Genomic DNA, 25722 nt, shown 5'->3' on the forward strand with positions numbered 1-25722 from the left:
GCCCCCCGTCGCCCCGCTGGGGCCGCCCCTGCCCCCCCCCCCCGGGGGGCCCCGGGGGGGCCCCGGCCCCCCCGCGCCCCCCCCCCCACGTCTCTGCGGCGACGGCTTCGGGGGTTCGGTGCTCAGGGTTCATGAAGGTGCGCCGAGCAGCGTCGCGGCGGCCGTGCGCGCGTGGCGGGCGGGGGCGGGATCGCCGGTGATGCCGGCGGTCACGATGGCCCCTTCGGCGAGCAGGAAGACCGGTTCGACGGCCGGCGATCCGGCGGCGCGGACCCATGCGGCGATCTGGTCATGGAAGGCCCGCTTGTGCGTCCGGACCTCGGCGAGCACCGCCGGGGACGAGGGGCCGAGCTCGCCGTGGGCGTTGATCCAGGCGCAGCCACGGAAGCCCGGCTCGGCGAACCACTCGGCGAGCCAGTCGAAGACCGCGAGGACCCGCTCGCGCGGATCGGGGACCCCTTCCACGTGGGCGGCCAGGCTTCCCCTCCACCGCTGGTCGCGCCGCCTGAGCATCGCGACGACGAGGTCCTCCTTGGCGGCGAAGATCCGGTAGATCCGCTTGAGCGGCAGGCCGGAGGCGGCGCGGACGTCGTCCATCCCGACCGCCTGGATCCCCCGCTCGTAGAAGAGCCTCTCCGCCGCGTCGAGCAGGGCTTCACGGTCCGACCGCGTCTGCTCGGCGGTGATCGGGGCGGGCACCCGCGCCTCCTTGACATTGAGAACGATGGTTCTCTAGCGTAGCGCCCATCGATAGAGAACGCTCGTTCTCAACCAAGGGGGCAGCCATGCCGGAAGATCGTCCGCCCTACCCGCCCTTCACGCGGGAGACGGCCCTGCAGAAGGTCCAGGCGGCTGAAGACGCGTGGAACACCCGCGATCCCGAACGCGTCGCGTCGGCCTACACGCCGGACTCGGTGTGGCGGAACCGGGACGCCTTCATCAGCGGCCGCGACGAGATCATCGCGTTCCTGACCCGCAAATGGGAGCGCGAACTGGACTACGCGCTGCGCAAGAGCCTCTGGGGATTCCGCGAGAACCGGATGGCCGTCCGGTTCCAGTACGAGTGGCACGACGCGGAAGGCCGGTGGTGGCGCAGCTACGGCAACGAACTCTGGGAGTTCGACGACCACGGCCTCATGCGGCGCCGCGAGGCGAGCATCAACGACGTCGCCATCACCGAAGCCGGCAGGCGCATTCACGGCCCCCGTCCCAAGAGCGAATACGGAATCGACATCCCGCTGCAGTAGCGCCCTGGACGTGTCGGCCGCTGACCTGTCTCCACCGGTGGCCGATGCGTCCGGCGTACCGGGCTCGATGGCTCTGCCTTGCGAAAATGCTCGTTAGGCCGATGATCTGTGCGCTCAGCGCTAATGACGGATGGCGTAAACGTATGGATAATCGGTGACGCGCCGTCCATGACGGCTGCCCTGTGCGCTGGCACGGGTCGGCGCGAACGGGTATTCATCGTTGACATCTTCGTGCTGAGGGCCGGTCCAGATGCAGTATGAGCAACCGACGCGAAGCGACACACCGCCGGCCGGAGATCGCCCCTTGTGGACGCTGATCGGCCCGGGACTGGCCACGATCGTCGGCCTGTTCCTGGTCACCGCGGCGTATGGGACGCATCGCTTCAGCGCCCCCGGCACGAAAACCGGATTGGTCTCCCCGATGGCTCCGGCCCTGGCCTTGAGCCAGGCGGATTTCTCTTCGGCGGTCATCGTCACCTACCTGGTCGCGGCCGTCCTGGCCCTTCCGGTGGGAGCTCTGCTCGGACGCCGCTATCCGACGGCCGTGACCGCCCCCGCGATCGGCATCATGATCCTCGGCGCGCTGCTGGTCGCTTTCGCCAACGCCACCGGAATGCTGGCCGCGGGGCGTTCGCTGGGCGGGGTCGGCGCGGGCGCGACGGTAGGAGCGACCGCCATGCTGGTGGGGCGCCTCCGCGACCGGCGGTGGCCGGTCGCCGCGGTGATGGCGGCCGCCGGGTTCCTCGCGCTGCTCAGCGGCCCCTTCGTCGATCAGGCGATGGCGGACGCGCTCAGCTGGCGCTGGACGTTCCTGGCCGCGGAACCGCTCCTGCTCGCCGCGCTGGCGGCCAGCACCGTCGCCGGAATCGTGCTGCTCGTGACTCGCCGGCCCGTCCGTCCGGCCCCCTATGGCACGCCTTATATGCCGCCGCCCTACCCGCCGCCTGGACCCCGCCCTTGAGCTGCGGCCCCCGCCGGTGGAGGCGGGGGCCGTTCTTCGGCGGTCGAGGCTATGACCAGGGCAGTTGGAGGTTGAGGGTGACGTCCCCGTCGATGGTGAAGGTGCACGGAACGGTGGCGGCGGATCCCGGGCAGCGGCCGGTCGTCCAGTCGCCGGCCGGGTTCTCGTGGGGCTCCGGGGTGTGGACGTAGGTGACCTCGTCGCCGTCGTGCACCGGGAAGGTGCAGGTGGCCGGCGCGTCGCAGGTGCCCGCCGGGGTCCCGGCGACGGTGATGTCGAGGTAGCGGGTCGCGTCCCCGCCGCCCCCGGCGTCGAGGTTGATGGTCAGGGTGCGCGGCGCGGGCGGGCCGTCCCCACCGTCCTGTCCTTGGCCGCCGTTCGGATCCTGACCGTTGTGGGGGTCCTGCTCGTTGTTGGGATTCTGGTCGTCGTTCGGGTTCTGGCCATTGTTCGGGTCCTGGCCGTCGTTGCCGTTCGGATCCTTGGGCGGTCGGTCGTCGCCCTTCTGCCCGTCTCCCGTCCGCGGCCGCCGGCTCGGCCCGGCCTTGGTCGTCTCGTGCTTCGGGGTGGGCGTTCTCCCCGCCTGCGGACGCCCGCTCTGGGGAAGAGGCCGCTCGTGCTCGGTGGCGGGCGAGGCGCCGGGCAGGGCGGGCAGGCGCGGCAACGCCTCCCGGACGGCGGGCGACCAGCGGCCCAGCGCGAGGCCCGCACCGACCAGTACCAGCAGGACGAACAGGGTGGTCAGCCCGCGGTCCCTGCGGCGAGGGCGCGGCGTCCTCGGCCTGGGGACGGGGCGGCGGGACGGACGGGCCCGGGAAGGCCGGCGCCGCGTGCGCGGCCGTGGCTGCCGGTGAGTGCTCGCGGCCGATGCGAACGTCCGGGCCGAGACCAGCCGGATCCGTGCGTCCAGCCGTTCGGCGGCTCTCGGCGAAAGCAGGAACGGCAGCGCGCGGAGGGCGGCGAAGATGCGTCTGTCTTCCTGGTCCTTGCAGCGCGAACAGGTATGGAGATGTCTGGCGATCTCCTCCAGGGAGGTCGCGGACAACTGCCCGTTCTCGGTCCGCCTGTCCTCCGCCGCGTCGAGCAGCTCGCGCAGCGCGTCGCAGGCGGTGCCGGGGTCGAGTTCGCCGCGGAGCCTCACCCGGAGCGCGGCGATCACGTGGCGGAGTCCCCTGCTGCGGGCCTTGTAGACGGAGGCCGCGGTCCCGCCGGCCTTGGCGGGCACTCCGGCGAGCTCGCGCAGCACCAGGTCCCGGACGATCTCCCGGGTCCGCGGCGTCAGCTGATCGACGGCCTCGTCGATCAGGGCCAGGGCACGGCCGTTCCATACCCGCCGGAACAGGTCGTCGAAGCCCGACGGATCGGCGGTATCGACATCGTCCAGCGCGACGGGGGCCTGGCGGGCCGACGTGGTGTAGCGCATGCACGTGTTGATGGCCGTGGTCCGCGCGTACTTGCCGAAGTCGTCGATCGACTGCCGCTTGTCGCGTTTCTGCCGCAGGGCGTCCAGCAGCGCCAGCGCGATGTCCTGCATCGCGTCCTCGACGACACCGGGATGCCGCCGCAACCGGGTCCAGCAGATCCGCTCCAGGTCGGGACGGTGCCCCTGGAGCAGCTCGATGACGGCTTCGGGCGCGGTGATGCCCCCCGCGTCCCGGCCCTCGAGGATGACCGACAGGAGCAGCGACTCGCGCTCCCGGTCGAGCCGCCCGTCCCCGGAATTCCGCACGCTCATGAAACCCGCCCCCGCTCCGGCTCGTCGCACCGCCGCCCCGCGGACGCCGGCCCCGCGGCACCCGGCCGCCGGACGAGGCCCGGTCGCGGCGCCCGCCTGACCAATCGCAAGAAGAGGTCGTGTCCCAGCTCCACCAGGAGACCGGACACGACCGACAGAACAAGCGCCTCGGTGAAACCAGCGCTCATCGTGGCTTCCTCTCGGTTCCCGGCGCCGTTGTGGCGCCCACTCGACCAAGGAGGAGCGCCGCGCCACGTCGGATCTGACAATTCGCAGGTCACGGGCGCTTTCAAGCGGGGAGGCCCGCCGCTCGGATCACCCTGCCCCGGTCTCACGCCGTGCCGGTCGGCCACACTTGAACGTTACGGATCCGCCCGTCCCGCGCCCGCCCGACGAGACAACGTGACCGGGAACGGACACGAGTGAGATCCGAATCCCGGACGTGATCGCAGGCCGAATACCGCCCATATTCCGCCACTCACACCAAAACGACCAGCGGCGAGAACTCGGGATTGCCGTGACGCTCAGTGGACGCCGCAGCCGGTCGTTCAATCCGGATCAGCCCGATGGGTGCGGACCGGTCGCCCTCAATAGCGGGTCATTGAGGCTCGGGCTCGGGCCCAGCGTCCGGTCGAGACGAAGCCGAGCAGCACGGTCGTGACGCCGCAGCCGACCAGAACGGCCGAGGCGGTGCGGCTCGACGCGAGGAACCCGGCGGACCCGACCGCGACGATCGAGCCGCACACCGCCACGCCGATCGCGGCGCCGGTCTGGCGGCAGGTCGAGGCGATCGCTCCGGCGACCCCGGCCTGGTCGCGCGGCATCCCGGACAGGGCGGTGTTGGTGATCGGGGTGCCGACCAGGCCGAAGCCGGCACCGAAGAGCAGATAGGCGAGCACGAGGTACCAGGCCCCCGTCTCGCGCCCGGCGCCGAGAAGCAGGCACGCTCCCGCCGTCAGCAGCAGCCCGGCCAGCACGAGCGCCGGCCGGGGACCCCGGGCGGCCACGATGCGGCCCGAGATCATCGCGCATGCCGCCAGCGCGGCGGCCATCGGGATGGTGAGCAGGCCCGCGTGCAGCGCGCTGTAGCCGCGGACGTCCTGCAGATAGAGGGTGTTGAGGAACAGGAAGCCGCCCAGGGCCATGAAGGCGACCAGCGCGATGATCGCCGCGCCCGAGAACGCCGGGCTGCGGAAGAGCCGGACGTCCACCAGCGGCCCCGCGCGCCGGGACTCGGTGACGACCAGCGCGAACACCGAGACGGCGGCCAGGACGAACAGTCCGATGATGAACGGCGAACTCCAGCCGTGCCGGGGTCCCTCGATGACGGCGGCCGTGACCGGGCCGAGGAAGGTGACGACGAGCAACTGGCCGAGAGGGTCGAACCGCTTGCCGCGCGCCGCCTTGGACTCGGGGACGAACCGCTGGGTCAGGTAGATGGCCAGGGCGCCGATCGGCACGTTGACCCAGAAGATGGACCGCCATCCGAGACCGCTGACCAGCAGGCCCCCGAGCACGGGCCCGCTCGCCCCGCCCAGGCCGGCCACCGCTCCCCAGGCGCCCACGGCGCGGGCGCGCTCCTTCGGGTCGGTGAAGGTGGTGGCGATGATCGACATCGCGACCGGGTTCAGCATCGAGCCGCCCACCGCCTGGAGCGCGCGGAAGGCGACCAGGGACCCGAGCGAGGGCGCGAGGCCGCACAGCAGGGACCCGAGCGAGAAGCACCCCAGCCCGACCTGGAACACCCGGCGCCGGCCGAACCGGTCGGCCAGCGAACCCGAGAACATCAGAAGGCACGCGATGACCAGCGTGTAGGCGTCGACCACCCATTGCAGGCCGCTGACCGGAGCGTGCAGCGCCTTCTGGATCGAAGGCAGCGCCACATTGGCGATCGTCGTGTCCAGCCCCGCCACGACCACGCTCAAGCAGCAGGTCAGCAGCACGACGGTCCGCTCGCGCGGCGACAGCGCAGGTGGGGACTCGGCGGAAAGGCCCGTGACCATTGCCGTCTAGATCTGCTTCTCTACAGCAATTGCCTTTGGCCGATGCGGCGACGTCGGGCCGCACGTACGCGGCCATATGCCTGTGCCGTCCCCGAACTCACCGAAAGCCGCTGATCGGCTGCACACCGGCACGTCGCGTCCCATGCGGCGACTGTAGGGAAGCCCAGGGACATTTCGATGACACCACCCTCACCGGAACCGGCTGCCTGGTCGGCTCGCCCGCCTACATCGCACCCGAGCGCATCAACGGCGAGCGCGCCACCGAAGCCGCCGACCTGTGGGCTCTCGGAGCCACCTTCTACACGCTCGTTGAAGGCCGTCCGCCTTTCACCCGCCCCGATGCCGTGGCCGTCTACGGTGCGGTCCTTCACCGGGCTCGCGCTCATGCACTGCGTCCCGTCATCGAAGCGCTCCTGACCACAGTGCCGCGCCCGGCAGGAAGCAGGCGTGGCGGCGTCTCCCGGATGGCTCCCCTTTCGGCGGCACTCGGCGCGGCGCGCCGGTGCTCCTCGCCGACCGCCTAGGCCGGGCGGGCGTTCGCCGGGTCAGGAGCGCAGGTAGGTGAGGACGGCCAGGACGCGGCGGTGCACGTCGGCGTCGGGCGGGAGGTCGAGCTTGGCCAGGAGGCTGTTGATGTGCTTGCCGACGGCGGCGGGCGACACCGTGAGCGACTGGGCGATGGCCGCGTTGGAGTGGCCTTGGGCCATGAGGGCCAGCACCTCGCGTTCGCGCGGGGTGAGGCGCCGCAGCGGGTCGCGGCGGCGGCCCAGCAGGTGGCGGACCACCTCCGGGTCGATGACGGTGCCGCCCTCGGCGACCTGCCGCACGGCACCGGCGAAGTCGGTGACGTCGATGACGCGGTCCTTCAGCAGGTAGCCGACCGCGCGGGCGTCGGTGGAGTCGAGCAGTTCACCGGCCGACGCCGCCTCGATGTACTGGCTGAGGACCAGCACGGGCAGACCCGGGTCGCGCTCGCGCAGGGCGATCGCGGCGCGCAGGCCGTCGTCGGTCTGGGTCGGCGGCATGCGCACGTCGGTGACGACGATGTCGGGCTCGTGCGCCTCGACCGCGGCGGTCAGCGCGGGCGCGTCCGCGACCGCCTCGACGACCTGGTGCCCGAACCGGGTGAGCACGGCGACCAGGCCGTCACGCATCAGGGCGCCGTCCTCGGCGAGGACGACGCGGAGGTGGCGGTCTCGCAGCATGGCAGCTCCACGGTCAGCAGGGTCGGGCCCCCGGGCGGGCTGGACAGGGTGAGGGTGCCGCCGACGACCGCGAGGCGGTCCGACAGGCCGGTGAGCCCGGTGCCGGCGGCCGGGTCGGCGCCGCCGACGCCGTCATCGCCGATCTCCAGGAGCAGGGTGTCGCCGCGCCGGCCGCCGGTGATCCAGGCGCGGCCCGCCTCGCTGTGCCGGACGATGTTGGCCAGCGCCTCGCAGACGACGAAGTACCCGGTGGCCTCCACCGGTGCGGGCAGCCGGCCGGCGAGGTCCAGGTCGAGGTCCAGGTCGAGGTCCACCGGTACCGGGGAGCGGTCCGCGGCGTCCTGCACCGCGGCGGCCAGCCCGTGCTGGGTGAGGACCTGCGGATGGATGCCGTGGATCAGCTCGCGCAGCTCGGTGAGCGCCAGCCGGGCCTGCCCGTGGGCGTGCGCGACGTGGTCGGCGGCGGGCCCGGGCGGCAGGTCGAGCAGCGCCAGCCCGAGGCTGGTGGCGACCGCGACCAGCCGCTGCTGCGCACCGTCGTGCAGGTCGCGCTCGATGCGGCGGCGCTCGGCCTCGAAGGCGTTGACGAGCCGGGCGCGGGACCCGGCCACCTCCGCCAGCAGCCGCGCGGCCTCGTCCGGACGCGGCGCGAGCATGCGCCGGGTCAGCGCCGCCCGCGCGGCCGCCGCCCCGGTGAGCAGGTAGGCGCCGGCCATCAGCAGCGCGATGCCCGCGGGCAGTGCCGCCAGCGCCTGGACGGGGGTGTGGATCGCCACGCCCGGCCACAGCCCCCGGCGGCCGCCCGACAGCACAGGCATCCAGGCGGTGAGCAGCGCGACGGGCAGCGCGACTCCGACGGCGGCCACGGCCAGGTCGAGCGGCCACAGCACGGTGGCCAGCAGGGCCGCGAAGCCCAGTTCCCGCCAGGTCGCGGCCTCCCGCACCCGGGTGGCCAGCCAGCCGCCCACGCCCGGACGGTCCGGAGGGCGGTGCGGGTCGGCGATCGGCCCGGAGTCCACCAGGCGCAGCCGCCACCGCTCGAACGCGGCGACGGGCACGCCCGCGAACGCCAGCGCCGCCAGCATCGGCAGCCCGACGGCCACCGAGGCCAGCGTCCCGCCGACGAGGAGCACGGCCACGACCACCGTCAGCACGAGCGCACCGGGAACCGAGCTGGTCACCAGGTACGCCAGGCTCCGCCACGGCCGGGCCGACGCCAGGAGACCCCGCCGCCGCAGTGCCGTGATCGCCTCCATCGCGCCAGAATAGAGGCGGTTTTCGGGAGCCGCCCATCCGGCTGGGGTGAGGGCCGGGGGTAAGGACAGGCATACCCCGAACACGGTGGCACGGCTGATCGACCCGGGCACCGCCGCACCGGTTGCCTGGAGCCATGGACATCGTTCGGCTCACCGCGGTGAGCAAGACCTATGGGACGGGCCCCGGCGCCGTCACCGCCCTGGACGGGGTCACGCTGGGCTTGGCGGAAGGGTCGTTCACCGCCGTCATGGGCGCGTCGGGGTCGGGCAAGTCGACGCTGCTGCAATGCGCCGCCGGGCTGGAGCGGCCGACGGCGGGCGCGGTCTCGCTGGACGGCAGGGACCTGTCGCGGCTGCGCGAGTCCGCGCTGACGAGGCTGCGGCGCGAGACGATCGGGTTCGTCTTCCAGTCGTACAACCTGCTGCCCGCGCTGACCGCCGAGCAGAACGTCGGGCTGCCGCTGCGGCTCGCCGGGCACCGCCCCGACCGGCGCGCCGTGCGGGCCGCGCTGGACGCCGTCGGCCTCGGCGACCGGGCGCGGCACCGGCCCGCCGAGCTGTCGGGCGGCCAGCAGCAGCGCGTCGCGATCGCCCGCGCCCTCGTCACCGCGCCGCGCGTGCTGTTCGCCGACGAGCCGACCGGAGCCCTGGACAGCGCGGCGTCGCGCACCGTGCTCGGCGTCCTGCGGACGCTGGTCGCCGAGCACGGCCAGACGATCGTCATGGTCAGCCACGACCCGGTCGCCGCCGCGCACGCCGACCGCGTCGTGTTCCTGGCCGACGGCCGTATCGCCGGCACGCTGGACGATCCCGACGCGGTGACCGTCGCCGGGCGCCTGGCCCGACTGGAGGAGGCGGCGGGCGCGGCGGGTGCGGCGGCCGGGGAGGCGACGGCATGCTGAGCGTCGCCGCCGCGGGCCTGCGCGCCCGCTGGACGTCCCTCGCCGGGCCGCTGGCCGCGCTCACCCTCGGCGTCGCGGTGATCGCCACGATGGCGCTGGTGCTGGGGGCCGCCTCCGACGACCCGCACCGGCTGCCGCGGCGGTTCGCCGCCGCCCCCGCCGTCGTCCAGGCCGACCCGAACCTGCGGCTCCGGGACCGCTACGGGACGCCGACTGCCGTCCCGTTCGCCGAGCAGCCCGCCCTGCCCGCCGCGGTCCTCGCCGCCTTCCCCGGCGCGGCGCTGGACCGCACGTTCCCCGCCCGGCTGCCCGGCGGCCCGTCCGACCAGGTCGGCCACGGCTGGTCCTCGGCCGCCTTCGCCCCCTACACCCTGGCCTCCGGCCGCGCCCCCGCGCGTCCCGGCGAGATCGTCACGACCGCCGGCGGGCGGCCGGGGCAGCGGGTCCTCGTGCACGCCGCCGACCGGGACGGTTTCTACACCGTCGTGGGGACCGCGCGGGCTCCCGCCGGCACGGCCGAGGTCGAGCACGCCGTCTTCTTCTCCGACGCCGAGGCGGCCCGGCTGTCGCCCCCGGTCGACGCGCTGGTGCCCGCCGGCCATGCCGCCGCCCGGCGAGCCGCCGGCCTCCCCGGCGTGCGGCTCCTGACCGGCCGCGACCGGGCCCTCGCCGATCCCGGCGCGCTCCGCGACCGCGCCGACCTGGCCTCGCTGACCTCCTTCCTCGGCATCGCCGCACTGCTCTCGGCCTCGGTCTCGCTGTACGTCACCGCCGGCGCCTTCGGACTGTCGGTCGCGCGCCGCCGGCGCGAGCTGGCGCTGCTGCGCACCCTCGGCGCGACACCGCTCCAGGTCGTCCGGTCGGTCGGCGTCGAGGCGGTGCTGATCGGGGTCGCGGGATCGGCCGCCGGATGCGTGCTCGGCCTGGGCGGCGGGCCGCTGCTCGCCCGGTGGCTCGCCCGGCACGCCATGGCCCCGTCCTGGTTCACCGTCCCGCGCACCACCGCGTGCGCGGTGCCGCTGACGCTCGCGTTCGCCGCCGGTGTCGCGGTGGCGGTGCTGGCCGTGGTCGCCGCCTCCGTCCGGGCCGCGACCATCCGCCCGGCCGAGGCCCTGCGCGCGGCGGACGCCGAACCCCGCGGATCGGGGCTGCCCCGGCGGCTGCTGGGACTGGCCGCGCTCGGCTTCGGCGCGGTGCTGCTGCTCGCGGTGGTGACGGCGGCGCCGGACGCCGTCCTGGACCCCAAGACCGACGTCGAGCTGGCGCTGCTGATCGTCGGTGGCGCGGTGCTGCTGGCCCCCGTCCTCCTCCCACCGCTGATCAGGGCGCTCACCTGGCCGCTCACCCGCGGTGCCGGGCCCGGCGGCCTGCTGGCCCGCGAACGGGTGGCCGCCGGCTCCCGCCAGGCCGCCGCCACGGTCGCCCCCGTGATGATCACGCTGGGCCTCGGGCTGGCCGTCCTCGGCACGACGGGCACCGTCCAGGCGGCCGAGGACCGCGGCCTGCATCGCCAGGCCGCGCCCGCCGACCTGGTCGTCCTGCCCTCCGGGGCCGCCGGGCTGCCGGCGTCGCTGGTCGCCCGCGTCCGCGCCGTACCGGGCGCGGCGGCGACCGCCGTCACCGACACCAGCGTGCTCGCCCGCGAACCCGCCCTGACCCCGTTCCACCTGGAAGCACCCGCGCCGGTCCCGTTCCCCGCCATCGCCGTCGACTCCCCTGCGGTGCTCGGGCTGCGCGTTCGCCAGGGCTCGCTGGACGGCTTGAACGACGCGACCGTGGCGCTCGACCGCTCCTGGCACAAGCGGGTCGGGCAGACCGTCCGCCTGTGGCTCGCCGACGGCACCCCGGCGGCCCTGCGGATCACCGCCGTGTTCGACGCCGAACCCGGCGGCCCGCGACTCGTCCTGGGACCGCACCGTGCCGGCGGCAGCGCCGGGCCCACCCGCGTCTACGTGCGCGGCGGCTCCACCGCCCTCACCGCCGTGAAGGCCGCGCTGGGTCCTGACCACCGGGCCGGCGCCGAGGCCACGGCCGTGCCCGCCGCCCGCTGGGCCGGCGGCGTCACCGACCGGCAGGCGGACCAGACCCGCGTCGGCCTGCTGGTGATGATCGGCATCGCCGCCGCCTACGGCGCGATCGGCGCCGTCACCACGGCCGCAACGGCGATCTCGGGCCGGCGCGGCGAGCTGGCCCTGCTCCGCAGGATCGGGACGACCCGGCGGCAGGCGTTCGCGTTCGTCTGCCAGGAGTACGCGCTGCTGGTGGCGGCCGGGGCGCTGACGGCGGCGGGCGCCGCGGGCATCGTGCTGGCCGGCGTGAGCCTGGCGGCCTGACCGCTCATCGGTCCCGCTGTGAAGGCCGGTCCCGCTGTGCGGGGCAGCGGTGCGGTGCGGGCCGGTGGTGCGGCCCTGCCTGGTGGACCACGATCGCCGTCTCGACCGAGGGGTAGATCGGGATGATCCGGGTGAAGCCGCTGGTCCGCAGGACCTGGCGGACGCGCTGGTTCACCGCCGCGACGGCGAGCACGCCCCCATCGGCGCCGTGCTCGTCCGTCTCCGGCCGCGGCGGGGGCCGCAGGAGGCGGTGAACGCCGGCCAGCACGCCGAGGCCGTTGGAGTCGACGAATTCGACCCGGGCGAAGTCCAGGATGAGGTGGCCGGCGCCGTCGCCGATCAGCGCGGCCAGGTGACCGCGCAGCTCGGCCGCGGAGGCGACGTCCAGCTCGCCGGCCAGGGTCACGACCGCCAGGCCGCCGTCCGCCGGCGGGAACCGGCTCTCCACGATCAAACCCACGGCCGTCACTCCCCGGGTTCCCTGCGAAGCGCGTGCTGCCTGGCCGTTTACCCGCTCCCGACCGGAGCACACGTGGCCGGCACAGAGAAGCCCAAGGTGTGATCTACGAAACTCTGTAGTGAACGAGGTAGATTTTCGAGAGAGCGGCGGGTAGTGTTCCTGTCATCGAAGAGAGACGAGTCCATGAGAAGCGGCAGAGAACGAACTGCCGGACGGTATGGATGACACCGGCCAGGCGTGCCGGGGCCAACGCAGTGCAAGGGGCTCCGGCAGCCGGCCGGACCGGCGGCCAACGGGCCGCCGGGAGCGACACAACGCAAGAAAAAGCAGTACGCAAGGAAACACGCAGTACCGAGAAACGCAGTACAGGTAGTGATGTCGAGGAAAGGAGGGTTCGACGCCATCGGGATCGCCCGCTGCAGGCTCCAGTCACGCCGCGCGGGTACCGCAGTTCCACGGATTGGAAGGTGGTCTACGGTCACGCATCCGCGATCCCCGCGGTCCCACGGTCATCAGAGTGGCACACGCGGAAGACCGGCTCTTCAGAGCCGGTAGATGGTGTTGTACCTTCGGGCCCCGGCGCCGCACTCTGGCGCCGGGGCCCCCGTTTGTCGTCGCTGCCGACCAAGGGCAGTACGGAAGGTTCATGAAGGCATCCCAGCCGGCCGAGGCCGGCGACCGGCACGACCGGCACCACCCCGAGATCCCCGGGCAGGACGACCCCGCCGGCCTCGAGGACAAGTTCGACGACGAGGACTACCCCGCCTACAGCATGGGCCGCGCCGCCGAGATGCTGGGCGTCACCCCCGCGTTCCTGCGCAGCCTCGACAACGCCCGGCTGTTCGTCCCGCAGCGCTCGTCCGGCGGCCACCGCCGCTACTCCCGCTACCAACTGCGGCTGGCGCAGCGCGCCCGCGACCTGGTCGACGAGGGGACTGCGCTCGAGGCCGCCTGCCGCATCATCGTCCTCGAAGACCAGCTCGCCGAAGCCCAGCGCATCAACGCCCGGCTCATGCGGGACCGCGACTCGCAGAACCCTCCCCAGCCCCCCGGATGATCCGGCCGGTGCCGGCGGCCTGAGGTGACGGCGTCTGACGCCAGGCGGGTGCGGGACTATCTACTATCGCTATAGTAGGTAGCTGTGAACGGTCGACGGAACACGTTTGCACCCGGCTGAGCAGCGCATATCCAGGCTGTGAACGCAGAGGACGCCGCGCGTGCCGACGGCCCGCCGGCCGGTCGCGTCCGGCCGGAGAGCCGACCGGACGACCGTCGTCACCAGGGACCGGCGATGCCCCCACCCGAGACCACGCCCCGCTCCGACTCCCCCGTCCTCAGCGTCATCGTGCCCGTCTACGGGGTCGAGGGGTATGTCCGCCAGTGCCTCGAATCGATCCTCGACCCGGCCGCCGCCGGAATCGAGGTCATCGCGGTGGACGACCGCTCGCCCGACAACTGCGGCGCGATCCTGGACGAGATGGCCGCGGCCGACCCCCGGCTCCGCGTCCGCCACCTGGACCGCAACGGCGGGCTCGGGCAGGCCCGCAACATCGGGCTCGACATGGCGGCGGGCGAGTACGTCTGGTTCTTCGACAGCGACGACCACGCGACCGAGGGCGCGGTCCGCGCGGTCCTGGACCGGCTGGCGAAGACCCGGCCCGACGTGCTGCTCGTCGACCACGAGCGCGAGCTGTGGGACGGCACCCGCGTGCCGAACTCCGGCGGCCGCCACTTCCGGGACCCGCCCGCGCCGGACTCCTTCCGGTGCGCGGACCGGCCGGACGTCCTGCGGATCATGATGGCGGCCTGGAACAAGGTGATCCGCCGCGAGTACCTGCTCGGCCTCGGGCTCCGCTTCAGCCCCGGCTACTACGAGGACCTCAACGTCACGTTCCCGCTGCTGATGGCGGCCGAGCGGCTGAGCCTGCTGGACCGGGTCTGCTACGTCTACCGGCAGCGCCGCTCCGGCGGCATCACGAGCAGCGCGAGCCGCCGCCACTTCGACGCCTTCGACCAGTACGAGCGGATCTTCGCGTTCATGGACGCTCATCCCGGCACCGAGCCGTTCCGCGGCCTGATGTTCGACCGGGTGATCGGCCACGCGCTGATGATCCTGGAGCGGGAGGACCGGATCTCCCCGCCCGACCGCCGCGAGTTCTTCGGCCGGATCACCGAGTTCTCCCGGCGGCGCCGGCCGTCCGGGCGGCGCGTTTCCGGCGGGCGGCTGAAGGCCGTGAAGTACCGGCTGATCGACAGGGGCGCCTACGCGCCGTACCGGCTGGCCGTCACGCTGGCCAAGGCGCGGCGGCGCGGCGGCGCGCTGCCGCGGACGGCCGTGCGGTTCGCGCGGCGCGGCAGGCGCACGGGCAGGCGGCTGCTCGGCCGCCTCTACTACCGCGTGCAACTGCGCATGCCCATCGACGAGAACCTGGTGGTGTACGCCGCGTACTGGTACCGCGGCGTCGCCTGCAACCCGGCCGCCATCTACGGGAAGGCCGCGGAGATGGCACCGCACCTGCACGGCGTCTGGGTGGTGAAGCCCGGAGCCGCAGGGCCCGTGCCGGACGGCGTGGACACCGTGGCGCCCGGCACGCTGCGGTATCTGAGGGTGCTGGCCCGGGCGAAGTACCTCGTCAACAACGTCACGTTCCCGAACGCGGTCATCAAGCGTCCCGGGCAGGTGCACGTGATGACGCAGCACGGCACCCCGCTGAAGAAGATGGGGCTGGACCAGATGGCGTTCCCCGTCGGCGCCAAGGGCCTCGACTTCAAGGCCCAGATCGCCCGCGCGGACCGCTGGGACTTCCTGCTGTCGTCCAACCCGCTGTCCAGCGAGGCCTGGCAGCGCGGGTTCCCCTGCCGCTACGAGCTGCTGGAGATCGGCTATCCGCGCAACGACCGGCTCGCCACGGCGACCCCGGACGAGCGGGCCCGCCTGCGCGCCCGGCTCGGCGTCCCCGAGGGCAAGAAGGCGGTCCTGTACGCCCCGACGCACCGGGAGTACCGCGACGGCTACCGGCCCATGTTCGACATCGACCGGTTCGCGCGCGAGCTCGGCGACGAGTACGTCCTGCTCCTCCGCCCGCACTACTACTATCCGGCGGCGGACGACGGCGGGGGCGACGACCGGGTCATGGACGTCTCCGGCCACCCGTCGGTCGAGGACCTCTGCATCGCGTCCGACGTGCTGCTGACCGACTATTCCTCGATCATGTTCGACTACGCCGTCCTGGAGGACCGGCCGATCGTCGTCCTCGCCAACGACTGGGAGACCTACCGGCTCACCAGGGGCGTCAACCTCGACATCACCGCAGCGCCGCCCGGCGTCCTCGCCCGCACCGAGGACGAGATGATCGAGGCGTTCCGGACCGGCGCGCCGTGGAGCGACACGGCGGCCAAGGCCCGCGACGCCTTCCGCGCCCGGTTCTGCCCCTGGGACGACGGCCGCGCGGCGGAGCGCGCCGTGGAGAGGGTCTTCCTCAGTGGGACGTGACCCCCGCCGCCCGCGTCGCCGCCGTCTGACCGCCTTGGGAGCGGGCCTTAATGTGGCCGGATGGGGTTCGAGGATCGGCTGGAAGCGCACCGGGTGGAGCTGACCGCCCACTGCTATCGGATGCTCGCCTGCGCGGCCGAGGCCGAGGACGCCGTCCAGGAGACCTTCGTGCGCGCCTGGAAGAACGCCGGCCGGTTCGACGAGGGCCGGGCCGCCCTGCGCACCTGGCTGTACCGGATCGCCACCAACGTCTGCCTCGACATGGCCCGCGCCGTCCAGCGGCGCGCGCTCGCGATGGATCTCGGTCCGGCCGCGCAGGCCGGGAGCGCTCTCGGCGCGCCGCTGGACCCCGGCGCGTTCGTGCGGCCGGTGCCCGACCGGCTCGTGCTGCCGTCCGGCGGCGACCCGGCCGAGCTCGCCGTCCAGCGCGACGCGGTCAGGCTGGCGTTCGTCGCCGCCCTGCAGTCCCTGCCGCCGCGCCAGCGGGCGGTCCTCATCCTGCGCGAGGTGCTGAGCTGGTCGGCCGAGGAGACGGCCGCGCTGCTCGGCAGCAGTACCGCGGCGGTCAACAGCGCCCTGCAACGCGCGCGGGCGGCCTTGTCCGCACGGCGCCCGCCGGCCGCGGGCGACGAGATCGACGAGGAGCTGCTCGACCGGTACGTCACGGCGTTCACCTCCTACGACGTCGACGGCCTGGTGGCGCTGCTCCACCGGGACGCCACCATGTCGATGCCGCCGTTCGCCTGGTGGCTCGGCGGCCGGGACGCGATCCGCACGGCCCTGCTCGGCGCGGGCGGAGCGTGCGCCAGCGACCGGCTGGTCCGCACGGCGGCCAACGGGTCGGCCGCCTTCGCGCAGTACCGGGACGGGCGGGCGTTCGGCCTGGTCGTCATCGACGTCCGGGACGGGCTGATCGCCGCCATGACCACCTATCTCGACGCCTCGCTGTTCCCGGTGTTCGGGCTGCCGATGACTCCGGAGCCGCCGTCCCGTATGTAGTGCATGACCGACACCGTTCACATGTGGCATGCCGAGTGCGGCACGGGCGCCCCCGTGGTCCTGCTGCACGGCGGGATGACCGACGGCCGCTGCTTCACCGGCAACCTCGACGGCCTCGCCGACGCCTTCCACCTCTACCTGCCCGACCGGCGCGGCCACGGCCGCACGCCCGACGCGCCCGGCCCGATCACCATCGAGATCATGGCGCGCGACACGATCGCGTTCCTGGACCGGGTGGTCGGCGGCCCCGCCCGCCTGGTGGGCTACAGCGCCGGCGGCAGCGTGGCGCTGCGGACCGCGATGCTCCGTCCCGACCTGGTCGAACGCCTCGTCCTGATCAGCACGGCCTACGACCTCGACGGGATGGTCTTCAGACCGTCGGCGGACGGGCCGATGCCGCCGCCGGTCGTCGACGCCTACGCCGAGGTGTCCCCGGACGGCCGCGACCACTTCCCCGTCGTCGTCCGGAAGATCGCGGACGCGGCCGCGACCGAACCGGCCCCCGACCCGTCCGACCTGCGCGCGGTGAAGGCCCGCACGCTGGTCCTGGCGGGCGACGACGACCTCGTCACCCTCGACCACACGATCGCGCTCTACCGGGCGCTGCCCGCAGCCGAGCTGGCCGTCCTGCCGAACGCCAGCCACCTGCTGCTGATGGAGCACCCCGAAACGGTGCGCGCCATGGTCCGGACCTTCCTGACCACCGACCCCGCGCCGACCTACATGCCCATCTCCCGCGCGGGCCACGACCCGACGGCGTAGATGACGTGGCGGCCCGGCGCGGCGGCGGCTAGGAGACGGCTTCCAGCGGCAGGTCGCTGCCGCGCCAGGTGGCCGCCAGCTCCTCGATCGGCACGCCGAGCGCCTCGCCGAGGCGGACGATCGTGCCGAATCCGGGGGACGGCAGCCGTCCGGTCTCGATCTTGCGCAGGGTCTCCGGCGAGATGCCGGCCGCGTCCGCGACCTCCGCGAGGTCGCGTCCCCCTCGCGCGTGGCGCAGCAGGGCGCCGAGGCGCCTGCCGGCTTCGATCTGCTCCGGTGTGAGCGGTTGGCGGACCATGCCCCCAGGATAGGGTTGGTATTACTATACCGGCAAGTGCTAAGGTTTCGGTATAGTAATACCAGCACCCTGGGACGTGAGGTACTCGTGATCGAACTGAAGACGCCGGCGGAGATCGAACGGATGCACGTGGCCGGGCGCTTCGTCGCCGAGGTGCTCTCCGAGATCGGCCGCGTCGCCGACGTGGGCGTGAACCTGCTGGACCTGGAGCAGCACGCGCGCGGCATGATCAAGCGGCGCGGCGCCGAGTCGTGCTACTGGGACTACGCGCCGTCCTTCGGCCGCGGCCCGTTCCGCAACGTCATCTGCCTGTCGGTCAACGACGCCGTCCTGCACGGCCTCCCCCACGACTACACGCTGCGCGACGGGGACGTGCTCAGCGCGGACATCGCCGTCGGCATCGACGGCTGGGTGGCCGACTCCGCGCGCACCGTCATCGTCGGCACCCCCGCCGAGGAGGACCTGCGGATCGTCCGCGCCACCGAGGAGGCGCTGGAGGCGGCGATCGAGATGGCGCGTCCGGGCAACCGCCTGGGCGACATCTCCGCCGCCATCTGGAAGGTGGCCAGCGACTACGGCTACCCGGTGAACACCGAGTTCGGCGGCCACGGCATCGGCCGCACCATGCACGAGGAGCCCCACGTCTCCAACAAGGGCCGGGCGGGCCGCGGCATGACGCTCCGGCCGGGGCTGACCCTCGCACTCGAACCCTGGCTCGCGCGGACGACCGACCGGATCGTCTACGACCCCGACGGCTGGACCATCCGGTCGGCCGACGGCTCGCGCACCGCCCACTCCGAGCACACGGTCGCCATCACCGAGGACGCTCCCCTCGTGCTCACCCGGCGCGAATCGGAGAACCCGGGCGGCTGATCCCGCCGGGCGGCCGCGAAGGGCCGTCGTGATCGACACCGGGCGAGGACGAGCGCGCAAGCCGATGCAGGCGTCCCCCCGCCCGCCATGGGGGAAGATGGCGGGTATGCGATCATCGACGGCCGCCGACGGCACCGGCGAGGACGACGCCGGCCGGTACCGGCGGCGCACCGCGCGCGTGCTGCTCGTGGACGACGCCGAACGCGTGCTGCTCTTCCGGTTCCCGCGCGTGCACCGCAGGCGGTTCCCGCGCGTGCACCGCAGGCCCAAGGCGGGCCACTGCTGGATCACCCCCGGCGGCGGCGTCGACGAAGGCGAGACCCTCGCTGAGGCCGCCGCCCGCGAACTCCTCGAGGAGACCGGCCTGGTGGCCGCGCCCGGCGACCTGGGCCCCACCGTCGCCTTCTCGTCCGGGTACGCCGACTTCCCCGGATGGGTGCGCGGCATGTTCCGCGACGACTACTTCCTGTACCGGACGGCCGCGACCGACATCGACACCACCGGGTTCACCGACGTGGAGCGCCGCAGCATCAGCGAGTACCGCTGGTGGCCGATCGCCGAACTGGAGAACGCGCCCGAACCCGTCTACCCGCTGCGGCTGGCGGCCCTGCTCACCGCGCTGCTCGCCGGCCCCGGCGGCGGCGAGCCCACGCAGCTCCCCTGGCACCACCCGTAGCCGGGGCTCGGCGAGCGCCCGGTGCACCGCGCCATGGCGCGTCCGGTCACTCGGATCCGGGAGCGGCCCGGCCTTCTCGCTCGCCGCCGGCCGGACGGACGAGGCCGTGGTCGTAGGCGAAGACGACCGCTTGGATCCGGTCGCGCAGGCCGAGCTTGGCGAGGATCCGCTTGACGTGGGTCGTGACGGTGGCCTCGGCGGCGTGGATCCGTCCGGCGATCTCCGCGTCGGACGCCCGCGGGCCAGGTGGAGCAGCACCTCGTGCTCGCGCGCGGTGAGGCGGTCGAGGCCCCGCCGGACAGGGTCTCCGGCGGGCTGCGCTTGAGCAGGAATCCGCTGGCCCCGGCGCGCACGGGCGGGGAAGACGTACTCGTCCAGCTCGAAGGGGTCAGGACCAGCACGCGGGCCGGCAGGCCCCGGGCGGTGATCTCCGCGGTGGCCGTGACGCCGTCCTTGATCGGCATGCGGACGTCCATCAGCACGATGTCGGCGACCACGGTGTCCTCCCGGTCCCGCAGCAGCCGCACGCGCACCGAGGTGGCCCACGCTCTACCGCGCGTCCCACACCGCCTTCCTTACCGGCTGCTTCCTCCCGCGCTGGCCCGAAGGAAGCCGCCCGGCCGAGGGCCCGATGCCTCGGGAGGCATAGCGCCATAGCAATATTGATCTTCGACAGCATGCTCTGAACGCCATAGCGTTCTTGCTGTGCGCAGCCGCACATCCAGCGAAGGAGAGGCCGACATGCTGACACCCACGCAACGCGAGGCCGAAGAGGCCGAGATCCGAGGGCAGATCGACAAGATCATCGACGGGCTCCGCGCGAAGGATCTCGAAGCGTTGAAGCGGCCCTACGCGCCGGGCGTCGTGTCCTTCGACATCGAGCCGCCGCTGCAGCATCTGGGGCTTGAGGCCAAGCTCGAGAACTGGGCGAGAGTGTTCGCGGTCTTCGGCGACGTGACGTACGAGATTCGCGACCTGACGCTCACCGTCGGCGACGGGCTGGCGTTCGGGCACGCCTTCGCCCGTCTCAGCGGCACGCTCAAGGACGGGACGGCGGTGGACGGCATGTGGGTGCGGGTCACCTACTGCCTTCAGAAGATCGACGGGACCTGGCTGATCGTGCACGATCAGGTCTCGGTGCCGCTCGACGTCCCGACCGGCAGGGGCGTGGTCGACCTCGAACCCTGACCGCCCGCGTCGGCGCACTCGCCGGCCCGGGACGGGCTGCGGCGTTCGAGGAGGACGACGTCGCGCCAGCGGCCGTGGTGGCGCCCGATCCGTTCCCGGACGCCGACCGCGCGGAAACCGGCCCGGGTGTGCAGGCGAAGGCTGGCGGTGTTCTCGGGGAAGACGCCGGACTGGACGGTCCAGATGCCGGCGCTCTCGGTGGAGTCGACGAAGGCGCGCAGCAGCGCCGAGGCGAGACCGCGGCCCCGGTGGTCGGGGTGGACGTAGACGCTGTGCTCGACGACCCCGGCGTACACGCACCGGTCGGAGACGGCGGAGGCGGCGATCCATCCCAGCACCGTCTCCGTCGTGGCGTCGGCCACGACGTACCGGTGGCCGGGCAGCTTCGCGAGGTCGAAACGCTCCCAGCTCGGTGCGCTGGTCTCGAAGCTCGCGTCGCCGGTGTCGAGACCGGCCTGATAGATCGCCAGGACGCCGGCGGCGTCTTCGGAGCGCATGGGGCGGATGAGCGTGCCGGGCGGGGACGCCGGCTTCCCGGCCCGCACGATCGCCGAGTGCAGACCGGGCGCCGCCTGATGGTTCACCGTGACGGTGATCGTCGTGAATCCCGCGGCGAGCAGGTGGCGGCGGTACTCCTCGACGGTCAGGGTGCCCGCGGGGCAGCCGGCGTCCTGTTCGACGGCCGCGCGCCGGCCGGGGTCGAGGCCGGGCTCGGCGATGATGTCGCTGACGCCGAGGCGGCCGCCGGGGCGCAGGACGCGGAAGGCCTCCGCGAGCACGCGGGCCTTGTCGGCGGCGAGGTTGATGACGCAGTTGGAGATGACCACGTCCACGTCGGCGTCGTCGAGCGGGACGTGCTCGATGCGCCCGTGCAGGAAGCGGGCGTTGCCGACGCCGGCCTTGCGGGCGTTGGCGCGGGCGAGGGCGAGCATGTCCTCGCTGGCGTCCAGGCCGTAGGCGGTCCCTGCCGGGCCGACGCGGCGGGCCGACAGCAGCACGTCCAGGCCGCCGCCCGACCCGAGGTCGAGCACGGTCTCGCCGGGGCGGAGGTCGGCGACGGCGAGGGGGTTGCCGCAGCCCAGGCTCGCGCGCAGCGCCGCCTCGGGCACTTCGTCCTCGGCCTGGTAGGCGGCGGCGCCGAAGCACGAATCGCCGCTCCCGCAGTCGTCCTGTGGTGTGTCACCGGCCAGAGCGGCTCGGGCGCGAGCGGAGTAACGGGCGACGATGGCGTCGGTGGCGGGCGTACCGCCGGTGCCGGAATCGGGCATCAGTCGTCTCCCTCGGGCGGGTCTTCCTCGGGCGGGCAGGTCGGCGCGGCCGGTGCGGGACGTCCCATGACCAGGTCGGCGGCGGTGGGGAAGCACTCCACGCACGCGGTGTTGATCCGGTAGAAGCGGGCGGTGCCGTGCCGGTCGACCAGCACGAACCGGACCTCGGCCAGCACCTTGAGGTGCGCGGACACGGTCGACTGGCCGACGTGGACGGCGTCGACGATCTCGCCGACGTTCATCGGCCGTCCCTGCCGGGCGAGCAGGGACACGATCTGGACGCGGGTCGGGTCCGCCAGCGCCTTGAACCAGGACGCGTACTCGGTCGCCGTCGGCCGGTCGAGCGGCCCTTTCGCCTCTTTCATCGTTAATCGACGATAGACGATGAAAGCGCCGCGGGAAAGAGGCGTGCGGCGGATACTCCCGGGCTCGCTCGACCGCGGCGCCTACCCGGGAGGCGGCTGGGCCGAGGTACGGCGGCGCAGGATCACCCATCGTCCTGCCAGGCCGATCGCGAACATGGCCACCCCGGCCACGACCGACGGCCAGGGCAGGGTGGCGACCAGGACGAGGCATCCGCCGGCGCCGAGCAGGTTGAGCGGGCGCGGCCAGCGGCGGTCGGACGCCGGCTGGGTGAACGCCGAGGCGTTCGCGATCGCGTAGTAGACGAGGACGCCGAAAGAGGAGAAGCCGATCACGCCGCGCAGGTCGGCGGTGGCCACCAGCACGCCGACCACGGCCGCCACGGCGATCTCGGCGCGGTGCGGGACCCGGTGGCGGGGATGGACGGCGGCGAGCCGGCCCGGCAGGTCGCGGTGGCGGGCCATGGCCAGGACGGTGCGTCCGATGCCGGCGATCAGCGCCAGCAGCGCGCCGAGCGCCGCCAGTGCGCCGCCCACCCGTACCACCGGCGCCAGACCGCCGGCGCCCGCGGCGTCGATGGCGGTGGCCAGCGGCGCGGTCGCGGAGGCGAGCCGGTGCGGCCCGGCGGCCAGCAGCGCCGCGGTCCCGACGGCCAGGTAGACCGCCACGGTGATGAACAGCGCGATCGGGATCGCGCGGGGAATGGTGCGGCGCGGGTCGCGGACCTCCTCGCCCAGGGTGGCGATGCGGGCGTACCCGGCGAAGGCGAAGAACAGCAGGCCGGCGGCCTGAAGGACGCCGTAGGCGCCGCCTGAGCCCAGCGACGACCAGCCGCCCAGCCGCGCGGTGCCGGCGTGGCCGCCCGCCGCGATGCCCGCGACCACGACGGCGAGGGCGATCAGGCTGGTGGCGACGAGCACGCGAGTGAGCAGGACGGTCTTTGTCACTCCGTGGTAGTTGAGCGCGGCCAGCCCCAGCACGGCCGCGACGGCCACGGCGCGCTGCGTCCACCAGGGACCGGGCACCGCATAGGAGGCGAAGGTGAGCGCCATCGCGGCGCACGAGGCGGTCTTGCCGACCACGAAGCCCCACCCGGCGGTGAAGCCCCACCAGTCGCCGAGGCGTTCGCGGCCGTAGACGTACGTGCCGCCGGACGTCGGGTAGGCCGCCGCCAGCTGCGCGGAGGCGACCGCGTTGCAGTAGGCGATCACCGCGGCGATCACCAGCCCGATCAGCAGCCCCGTCCCGGCGGCGCGCGCGGCGGGGCCGAACGCGGTGAACACCCCCGCCCCGATCATCGACCCGAGCCCGATCACCACCGCGTCCCCGGTCCCCAGCCGGCGCGCGAGGGCACCGCCGCCGGGCGGTGCCGCCGCCGTCCCGGCGGTCCCGGGCCCCGGGAGTGGTCCAGACGGCATCGCCGCCTCCAACCGCTATTCCATCAAACTGGTTTGATGTATCGTGCCGAGCATGCGGTCACCGAGTCAAGCCGTCCCGGGGCACGGCGCGCCCGGCGCGGGCGGAGCGGGCGGAGCGGGCCACGACGTGCCGGAGTTCGTGCGCCTGGCCGCCCACCCGGTGCGCTGGCGGCTGCTGACCGCACTCGCCACCGGCGACCTGCGGGTTCGGGAGCTCATGGCGCGGGCCGACGCACCGCAGAACCTGGTGTCCTACCACCTGCGGCTGCTGCGCGAGGGCGGCCTCGTCACCGCGACCCGCAGCAGTTTCGACGGCCGCGACAGCTACTACCGCCTCGACCTGGACCGCTGCGCGCACGCCCTCGCCGCGACCGGGACCGCCCTGCATCCGGCGCTGCGCGGCCTCGTCGCGCCCCCGACGCTCCCGGACGCGCGGCACCACCGGCCCCCGTGCGAAGTGCTGGTGGTGTGCACGGGCAACAGCGCCCGCTCACCGATCGCCGAAGCGCTGCTGCGCCACCACTCCGCCGGACGCGTGAACGCGATCAGCGCCGGCACCCGCCCCAAGGCCGCCCTGCATCCCGGCGCGGTGCGGGTCCTCCGCGAGAAGTACGGCATCGACATCGCCGGCCAGCGGCCCCGGCGCCTGGACGCCCTGCACGGCCGCCGGTTCGACTATGTGATCACCCTGTGCGACAAGGCCCGGGAGGTCTGTCCCGAGTTCGACGGCCGTACGCGGCGGATCCACTGGAGCATCCCCGATCCCGCCACTCCACTCGATCCCGCTACTTCGTCCGATCCCACCGGTCCGGACGACCGGGGCCGCGAGGCCGAGGAGGCCGCCTTCGCCCGCGCGGCTTCCGACATCGACACGCGCGTCCGCTACCTGCTGCCCGTCCTCGCCCTCGCATCGGAGGCCCGCCCATGACGGCGACCGACCAGTACGCCAGCGTCCGCTACCTCGTCGACGACGTCCAAGCGGCCGTCGACTTCTACACCGGCCACCTCGGCTTCACTCTCCGCCACAGCGCCGCGCCCGCCTTCGCCGACGTGGTGCGCGGACCGCTGCGGCTGCTGCTGTCCGGCCCCGCCAGCTCCGGCGCCCGCGCCACCCCCGCGGACACCGCCGGCGCCGGCCGCAACCGCATCCACCTGATCGTCGACGACCTGGACACCGAGATCGCCCGCCTCCGCGCGGCGGGCGTCGCGTTCCGCGGCGACGTCGTCTCCGGCCCGGGCGGACGCCAGATCCTGCTCAGCGACCCCGCGGGCAATCTCGTCGAGGTGTTCCAACCCGCCGCACGGCCCGCCGCGTCGCGCCCTTAGCCCGTCGCGGCGGTCATCGGCGGCGTGCGGCGCCGCCCGGCGGCACCTCTGCACGTCACGGCGATTCCGCCGGGAGGAGTTCGGCGAGCAGGGCGCGCACCCGCGCGTCGATCTCGTCGCGGATGGGCCGCACCTGCTCGACCGGCCGCCCGGCGGGGTCGTCGAGCCGCCAGTCGAGGTAGCGCTTGCCGGGGAAGACGGGGCAGACGTCGCCGCAGCCCATGGTGATGACGACGTCGGCGGCCCGGACGGCGTCGCCGGTCAACGGCTTCGGGAACTCCGTGGACAGGTCGAGACCGATCTCGGCCATCGCCTCGGCGACGGCGGGATTGACGGCGTCGGCGGGCGCGGACCCGGCCGAGCGGACGCGGACGCGCCCGGCGGCGTGGTGGTCCAGCAGGGCGGCGGCCATCTGGGAACGCCCGGCGTTGTGAACGCACACGAACAGCACCTCGGGCACGCCGGCGGCCTCGGTCACGGGGCCTCCCCCGAGGCGGGGCGGCGGCCCGGTCCGGTGCCGGTCACGAGACGGCCGCCGCGGTGGCGCGCGGTCCGAGGATCGCCGACAGCCGTTCCAGGACGCCGGGGTTGAGCCAGTAGTAGACCCAGGTCCCGCGCCGCTCGGAGCCGATCAGACCGGCCTGCCTGAGGACCTTCAGGTGGTGGCTGATCGTGGGCGCCGTGAGGTCGAACGCCGCGGTCAGGTCGCACACGCACGCCTCGCCGCCCTCGTGGCAGGCGATCAACGACAGCAGCCGCAGCCGGACGGGGTCGGCGACCGCCTTGAACAGCGGCGCCAGCTCGGCCGCCTCGGTCTCGCTCAACGGCTCGCGGACCAGGGGCGCGCAGCACGCTCCCTCGGCGTCGGCGGGGTTCACGATCGGCAACCGCTGCTTGGACATGCATCTAATTTGACATCCATCTATTCAGAGATGCAAACTCGGCCCGTCGGCTAC

The 25722-nt window shown here is 73.6% G+C and carries 27 protein-coding genes and 1 pseudogene; 14 read left to right on the forward strand and 14 right to left on the reverse strand.

Features of this window, described 5'->3' with window-relative positions; translation table 11 throughout:
* Nucleotides 1-129: 129 nt before the first annotated feature.
* A complete protein-coding gene (locus ABT299_RS00910; protein WP_387020140.1) occupies nt 130-699 on the reverse strand; it encodes a TetR/AcrR family transcriptional regulator in 570 nt (189 codons plus the stop codon).
* 86 nt (nt 700-785) lie between these two features.
* On the opposite strand from ABT299_RS00910, the gene ABT299_RS00915 reads away from it, so the two are divergent.
* Together ABT299_RS00915 and ABT299_RS00920 are read left to right on the forward strand one after the other, a co-directional pair.
* Nucleotides 786-1247, forward strand: a complete 462-nt coding sequence (locus ABT299_RS00915; RefSeq protein ID WP_500249318.1) for a nuclear transport factor 2 family protein — start codon at nt 786-788, stop codon at nt 1245-1247.
* A 304-nt stretch (nt 1248-1551) separates the two neighbouring features.
* Nucleotides 1552-2208 carry an MFS transporter gene (locus tag ABT299_RS00920; RefSeq protein ID WP_500249319.1) on the forward strand — a complete coding sequence of 219 codons (657 nt, stop codon included), beginning with the start codon at nt 1552-1554 and terminating at the stop codon, nt 2206-2208.
* 49 nt (nt 2209-2257) lie between these two features.
* Here ABT299_RS00920 and ABT299_RS00925 read toward each other — a convergent pair whose 3' ends face one another.
* Nucleotides 2258-3943 carry a hypothetical protein gene (locus ABT299_RS00925; RefSeq protein ID WP_500249320.1) on the reverse strand — a complete coding sequence of 562 codons (1686 nt, stop codon included), beginning with the start codon at nt 3941-3943 and terminating at the stop codon, nt 2258-2260.
* A gap of 587 nt (nt 3944-4530) precedes the next feature.
* On the reverse strand, nt 4531-5946 hold the full coding sequence (locus tag ABT299_RS00930) for an MFS transporter (RefSeq protein WP_500249321.1): 1416 nt from the start codon (nt 5944-5946) through the stop codon (nt 4531-4533).
* A 35-nt stretch (nt 5947-5981) separates the two neighbouring features.
* Here ABT299_RS00930 and ABT299_RS00935 point away from each other — a divergent pair, with 35 nt between their 5' ends.
* On the forward strand, nt 5982-6470 hold the full coding sequence (locus ABT299_RS00935; RefSeq protein ID WP_500249322.1) for a protein kinase domain-containing protein: 489 nt from the start codon (nt 5982-5984) through the stop codon (nt 6468-6470).
* A gap of 21 nt (nt 6471-6491) precedes the next feature.
* Here the strand turns inward: ABT299_RS00935 and ABT299_RS00940 are convergent, their stop codons facing one another.
* Both ABT299_RS00940 and ABT299_RS00945 read right to left on the reverse strand, forming a co-directional pair.
* The gene (locus tag ABT299_RS00940; RefSeq protein ID WP_190851732.1) at nt 6492-7151 is read right to left on the reverse strand and encodes a response regulator; all 660 of its coding nucleotides are present in this window, start codon (nt 7149-7151) and stop codon (nt 6492-6494) included.
* Complete coding sequence (locus tag ABT299_RS00945) at nt 7100-8407, reverse strand: sensor histidine kinase (RefSeq protein ID WP_500249323.1); 1308 nt, start codon at nt 8405-8407, stop codon at nt 7100-7102. Before ABT299_RS00945 ends, ABT299_RS00940 begins: the two co-directional genes overlap by 52 nt.
* 134 nt (nt 8408-8541) lie before the next feature.
* Here ABT299_RS00945 and ABT299_RS00950 point away from each other — a divergent pair, with 134 nt between their 5' ends.
* Both ABT299_RS00950 and ABT299_RS00955 read left to right on the forward strand, forming a co-directional pair.
* Entirely contained in the window at nt 8542-9309 is a 768-nt protein-coding gene (locus ABT299_RS00950) for an ABC transporter ATP-binding protein (protein ID WP_500249324.1), read from the forward strand.
* Nucleotides 9303-11642 carry an FtsX-like permease family protein gene (locus tag ABT299_RS00955; RefSeq protein WP_500249325.1) on the forward strand — a complete coding sequence of 780 codons (2340 nt, stop codon included), beginning with the start codon at nt 9303-9305 and terminating at the stop codon, nt 11640-11642. The genes ABT299_RS00950 and ABT299_RS00955 overlap by 7 nt, the downstream gene beginning before the upstream one ends.
* Before the next feature lie 4 nt (nt 11643-11646).
* On the opposite strand, the gene ABT299_RS00960 is transcribed toward ABT299_RS00955, so the two are convergent.
* Nucleotides 11647-12102, reverse strand: coding sequence for an STAS domain-containing protein (locus tag ABT299_RS00960; RefSeq protein ID WP_500249326.1), 456 nt, complete (start codon nt 12100-12102; stop codon nt 11647-11649).
* Between the two features lie 772 nt (nt 12103-12874).
* Between ABT299_RS00960 and ABT299_RS00965 the strand changes: the two genes are divergently transcribed.
* The 4 genes from ABT299_RS00965 to ABT299_RS00980 all read left to right on the forward strand — a co-directional run bounded on the left by ABT299_RS00965 (nt 12875) and on the right by ABT299_RS00980 (nt 17356).
* On the forward strand, nt 12875-13159 hold the full coding sequence (locus ABT299_RS00965; RefSeq protein ID WP_500199503.1) for a MerR family transcriptional regulator: 285 nt from the start codon (nt 12875-12877) through the stop codon (nt 13157-13159).
* Nucleotides 13160-13393: 234 nt separating this feature from the next.
* Nucleotides 13394-15595 carry a bifunctional glycosyltransferase/CDP-glycerol:glycerophosphate glycerophosphotransferase gene (locus ABT299_RS00970; protein WP_500249327.1) on the forward strand — a complete coding sequence of 734 codons (2202 nt, stop codon included), beginning with the start codon at nt 13394-13396 and terminating at the stop codon, nt 15593-15595.
* A gap of 60 nt (nt 15596-15655) precedes the next feature.
* Nucleotides 15656-16594: a sigma-70 family RNA polymerase sigma factor gene (locus ABT299_RS00975; RefSeq protein WP_500249328.1), complete on the forward strand. Its 939-nt coding sequence runs from the start codon at nt 15656-15658 to the stop codon at nt 16592-16594.
* A gap of 3 nt (nt 16595-16597) precedes the next feature.
* Complete coding sequence (locus ABT299_RS00980; protein ID WP_500249329.1) at nt 16598-17356, forward strand: alpha/beta fold hydrolase; 759 nt, start codon at nt 16598-16600, stop codon at nt 17354-17356.
* 28 nt (nt 17357-17384) lie between these two features.
* Here the strand turns inward: ABT299_RS00980 and ABT299_RS00985 are convergent, their stop codons facing one another.
* Entirely contained in the window at nt 17385-17654 is a 270-nt protein-coding gene (locus ABT299_RS00985; protein WP_190851711.1) for a helix-turn-helix domain-containing protein, read from the reverse strand.
* Nucleotides 17655-17741: 87 nt separating this feature from the next.
* Between ABT299_RS00985 and map the strand changes: the two genes are divergently transcribed.
* Both map and ABT299_RS00995 read left to right on the forward strand, forming a co-directional pair.
* The gene (gene map / locus ABT299_RS00990; RefSeq protein ID WP_190851709.1) at nt 17742-18527 is read left to right on the forward strand and encodes a type I methionyl aminopeptidase; all 786 of its coding nucleotides are present in this window, start codon (nt 17742-17744) and stop codon (nt 18525-18527) included.
* Between the two features lie 106 nt (nt 18528-18633).
* Nucleotides 18634-19203: an NUDIX hydrolase gene (locus ABT299_RS00995; protein ID WP_500249330.1), complete on the forward strand. Its 570-nt coding sequence runs from the start codon at nt 18634-18636 to the stop codon at nt 19201-19203.
* Between the two features lie 46 nt (nt 19204-19249).
* On the opposite strand, the gene ABT299_RS01000 is transcribed toward ABT299_RS00995, so the two are convergent.
* Nucleotides 19250-19423 (reverse strand): response regulator transcription factor, encoded by a 174-nt coding sequence (locus ABT299_RS01000; RefSeq protein ID WP_500249412.1) that lies wholly within the window; start codon nt 19421-19423, stop codon nt 19250-19252.
* A gap of 139 nt (nt 19424-19562) precedes the next feature.
* Nucleotides 19563-19679: pseudogene (locus tag ABT299_RS01005) on the reverse strand (hypothetical protein); the annotation flags it as partial.
* Between the two features lie 265 nt (nt 19680-19944).
* On the opposite strand from ABT299_RS01005, the gene ABT299_RS01010 reads away from it, so the two are divergent.
* Entirely contained in the window at nt 19945-20391 is a 447-nt protein-coding gene (locus ABT299_RS01010) for a YybH family protein (RefSeq protein ID WP_500249331.1), read from the forward strand.
* On the opposite strand, the gene ABT299_RS01015 is transcribed toward ABT299_RS01010, so the two are convergent.
* From ABT299_RS01015 to ABT299_RS01025, 3 genes are all read right to left on the reverse strand, one after another.
* Complete coding sequence (locus ABT299_RS01015) at nt 20331-21659, reverse strand: GNAT family N-acetyltransferase (RefSeq protein WP_500249332.1); 1329 nt, start codon at nt 21657-21659, stop codon at nt 20331-20333. The genes ABT299_RS01010 and ABT299_RS01015 overlap by 61 nt on opposite strands.
* Nucleotides 21659-22024 (reverse strand): ArsR/SmtB family transcription factor, encoded by a 366-nt coding sequence (locus tag ABT299_RS01020; RefSeq protein ID WP_500249333.1) that lies wholly within the window; start codon nt 22022-22024, stop codon nt 21659-21661. The genes ABT299_RS01015 and ABT299_RS01020 overlap by 1 nt, the downstream gene beginning before the upstream one ends.
* An 81-nt stretch (nt 22025-22105) precedes the next feature.
* On the reverse strand, nt 22106-23440 hold the full coding sequence (locus ABT299_RS01025) for an APC family permease (RefSeq protein ID WP_500249334.1): 1335 nt from the start codon (nt 23438-23440) through the stop codon (nt 22106-22108).
* A 52-nt stretch (nt 23441-23492) separates the two neighbouring features.
* Here ABT299_RS01025 and ABT299_RS01030 point away from each other — a divergent pair, with 52 nt between their 5' ends.
* Together ABT299_RS01030 and ABT299_RS01035 are read left to right on the forward strand one after the other, a co-directional pair.
* Entirely contained in the window at nt 23493-24368 is an 876-nt protein-coding gene (locus ABT299_RS01030) for an arsenate reductase/protein-tyrosine-phosphatase family protein (RefSeq protein WP_500249335.1), read from the forward strand.
* The gene (locus ABT299_RS01035) at nt 24365-24766 is read left to right on the forward strand and encodes a VOC family protein (protein WP_387020087.1); all 402 of its coding nucleotides are present in this window, start codon (nt 24365-24367) and stop codon (nt 24764-24766) included. Before ABT299_RS01030 ends, ABT299_RS01035 begins: the two co-directional genes overlap by 4 nt.
* Nucleotides 24767-24821: 55 nt before the next feature.
* Here the strand turns inward: ABT299_RS01035 and ABT299_RS01040 are convergent, their stop codons facing one another.
* Together ABT299_RS01040 and ABT299_RS01045 are read right to left on the reverse strand one after the other, a co-directional pair.
* Nucleotides 24822-25244, reverse strand: a complete 423-nt coding sequence (locus ABT299_RS01040; protein WP_500249336.1) for an arsenate reductase ArsC — start codon at nt 25242-25244, stop codon at nt 24822-24824.
* Nucleotides 25245-25287: 43 nt separating this feature from the next.
* A complete protein-coding gene (locus ABT299_RS01045) occupies nt 25288-25668 on the reverse strand; it encodes an ArsR/SmtB family transcription factor (protein WP_190851691.1) in 381 nt (126 codons plus the stop codon).
* Nucleotides 25669-25722 lie beyond the last annotated feature (54 nt).

The sequence above is a fragment of the Spirillospora sp. NPDC000708 genome (assembly GCF_040299565.1).
Taxonomy (GTDB): Bacteria; Actinomycetota; Actinomycetes; order Streptosporangiales; family Streptosporangiaceae; genus Spirillospora.